This window comes from Neolewinella persica DSM 23188, from assembly GCF_000373105.1.
Classification (GTDB): domain Bacteria; phylum Bacteroidota; class Bacteroidia; order Chitinophagales; family Saprospiraceae; genus Neolewinella; species Neolewinella persica.
The window spans coordinates 1-3,445 of sequence record NZ_KB890479.1; the positions used below are offsets into that span (position 1 = coordinate 1).

1 rRNA gene is annotated in these 3,445 nt (G+C 48.7%); it reads left to right on the plus strand.

Features of this window, described 5'->3' with window-relative positions:
* The first annotated feature begins 283 nt into the window (after nt 1-283).
* Nucleotides 284-3,128, plus strand: a 23S ribosomal RNA gene (locus B036_RS0124835).
* The last annotated feature ends 317 nt before the right edge of the window (nt 3,129-3,445 follow it).

Consider the following 3,445-nt stretch of genomic DNA (forward strand, 5'->3'; position numbering starts at 1 on the left):
ACAGTTAAACCACCCTGCGCCCCGTGGACTCCTTCCTATGATGGACAAGCGACGCAAAGGGACTAATGGTTTAGTGACGATCTTTGACAAGTTGGTAAGAGAGCAACAGTAATAAATAACGGATTTTATGTAGTTTACGTAAGATCTCGTTGCGAGAGTAAATTTTTAATTTTCTCAAGCGTCTGTTGGATATAAAACTTAACTCATTAGTTTTAGGCAAATAATATTACTCAAGTGATTTTATTTTGTTTCGTAAGAATTTTGGTCTTCGGATCATAAAGATTAGGAAGTGAAATAAGGGCGTATGGGGGATGCCTAGGCTCACAGAGACGATGAAGGACGTGGTAAGCTGCGAAAAGTCAGGAGGAGGTGCAAACGACCGTTAATTCCTGAATGTCCGAATGGGGCAACCCACTATGTTGAAGACATAGTACTCCGCAAGGAGAGGTAACCCGGGGAACTGAAACATCTAAGTACCCGGAGGAGGAGAAAATAATTTAATGATTCCGCAAGTAGTGGCGAGCGAACGCGGAACAGCCCAAACCATTACGATACGTCGTAGTGGGGTTGTAGGACCTGAATAATTAATAGGCATGTAATTGGAACACACTTGGAAAATGTGACCACAGAGGGTGACAGTCCCGTACAAGAATCATGTTTATTATGTTGGGTATCCTGAGTAGGGCGGGGCCGGAGAAACCCTGTCTGAATTCGCGGGCACCATCCCGTAAGGCTAAATACTCCTGTGAGACCGATAGTGAACCAGTACCGTGAGGGAAAGGTGAAAAGAACCGCGAGAAGCGGAGTGAAAAGACCCTGAAACCATGCGCCTACAAGCGGTCGGAGCAACCTTGTGTTGTGACGGCGTGCCTTTTGCATAATGAGCCTACGAGTTACTCCTCACTACCGAGTTTAAGGTCTTCAGGACCGGAGGCGAAGCGAAAGCGAGTCTTAACAGGGCGAAAGGTAGTGGGGGTAGACGCGAAACCTGGTGATCTACCCATGGGCAGGTTGAAGTTCCGATAGTCTCGGAATGGAGGACCGAACCGGTACATGTTGAAAAATGTTCGGATGACCTGTGGGTAGGGGTGAAAGGCCAATCAAACCAGGAGATAGCTCGTACTCCCCGAAATGCATTTAGGTGCAGCGTTGTGTAGTGTGTGCCGGAGGTAGAGCTACCAATAGGGCTAGGGGGCTTCACCGCCTACCAACCCCTGATGAACTCCGAATGCCGGTATTACAGCAGCAGCAGTGAGGCAGTGGGTGCTAAGGTCCATTGCCAAGAGGGGAACAACCCAGACCATCAGCTAAGGTCCCCAAATTTGGACTAAGTTGAATTGAACGATGTGGGGATGCTAAGACAGCTAGGATGTTGGCTTGGAAGCAGCCATTCATTTAAAGAGTGCGTAACAGCTCACTAGTCGAGCGTTCCTGCGCGGAAAATACTCGGGCATAAGTCCAGTACCGAAGCTATGGATTTGACCTTTATTGTGTCAAGTGGTAGGGGAGCATTGAAGTAGCGCAGAAGATGTGAGGTGACTCATGTTGGAGCGACTTCAAAAGCAAATGTAGGCATGAGTAACGATAAAAGGGGTGAGAAACCCCTTCGCCGTAAAACTAAGGTTTCCGTATTCGATGTTAATCAGAATCGGGTTAGTCGGGTCCTAAGGTGTAGCCGCAAGGCGAAGCCGATGGCAAACGGATTAATATTTCCGTACCCGTCTCCACTAAAAGCGACGGAGTAGTGTAGGTATCGCGTACTGACGGAATAGTACGTTGAAGGTTGATTAAAATTGACCGATAGTACAGAGAAGGCTTCGGCCTGATTTGATAGTGTACCGAAGCGACTTCCAAGAAATAGCGAGGATGACGGCCCGTACCGTAAACCGACACAGGTAGTTGAGGAGAGTATCCTAAGGCGCTCGAGTGATTCATGGCTAAGGAACTAGGCAAATTGGACGCGTAACTTCGGGAGAAGCGTCGCCCCCCTTGTGGGGGCCGCAGTGAAAAGGCCCAGGCGACTGTTTAGCAAAAACACAGGACTCTGCTAAATCGAAAGATGAAGTATAGGGTCTGACACCTGCCCGGTGCTGGAAGGTTAAGGAAGGGGCTTAGACTTCGGTCGAAGGTCTTAACTGAAGCCCCAGTAAACGGCGGCCGTAACTATAACGGTCCTAAGGTAGCGAAATTCCTTGTCGGGTAAGTTCCGACCTGCACGAATGGTGTAACGATCTGGGCACTGTCTCGGCCATGAGCTCGGTGAAATTGAAGTATCGGTGAAGATGCCGATTACCCGCAACGGGACGAAAAGACCCCGTGAACCTTTACTACAGCTTCACATTGTGTTAGGGTATAAGATGTGTAGGATAGGTGGGAGACTACGAAGCGGGCACGCCAGTGTTTGTGGAGTCGTCCTTGAAATACCACCCTTCTTATACTTTGACACTAACTCCCGGAAAGGGGAGGACCGTGTGTGGTGGGTAGTTTGACTGGGGTGGTCGCCTCCTAAAGCGTAACGGAGGCTCGCAAAGGTTCCCTCAGCATGGTTGGTAATCATGCGAAGAGCGTATGAGTATAAGGGAGCTTGACTGAGAGAAAGACATTTCGACCAGGTGCGAAAGCAGGCTCAAGTGATCCGGTGGTTCCGTATGGAAGGGCCATCGCTCAAAGGATAAAAGGTACTCCGGGGATAACAGGCTGATCTCCCCCAAGAGCTCACATCGACGGGGAGGTTTGGCACCTCGATGTCGGCTCGTCACATCCTGGGGCTGAAGAAGGTCCCAAGGGTTGGGCTGTTCGCCCATTAAAGTGGCACGCGAGCTGGGTTCAGAACGTCGCAAGACAGTTCGGTCTCTATCTGTTGCGGGCGTAGGAATATTGAGAAGATCTGTCTCCAGTACGAGAGGACCGGGATGGACGCACCTCTAGTGTACCAGTTGTGGCGCCAGCTGCATTGCTGGGTAGCTATGTGCGGAATGGATAAGCGCTGAAAGCATCTAAGCACGAAGCCAACTTCAAGATGAGTATTCCATTGAGGGTCGTTGAAGATTACGACGTCGATAGGCTATAGATGGAAGTGCAGTAATGTATGGAGTCGAGTAGTACTAATCACCCGAAAGCTTCCTTTTTTCTTTTTTCTTCGGGAAAAAGAAGTCTACAAAGTAAGAAACTAAGTGGTATTAACCGCTCTGGAACTTATGAGTTAGTAATAGAAAGCATACGCTTGGTGGTGTTTACTTCGGTAAATGTCACGCTGACAACCTTCGGGTTGTCGCAGAAAACGAATGATCTACGGATCATTCAAACTTTATTTAATCAGCAAACTAGGTCTTTGTATCTATACGAATGACGTTATCGGTTTAGCTGTCTCTCTTACCCAACTTGTTGATCGTTCACTAAAGAAACGAATCACGCATTAGCAGGGACATCCTTTACGGTTGTCCGC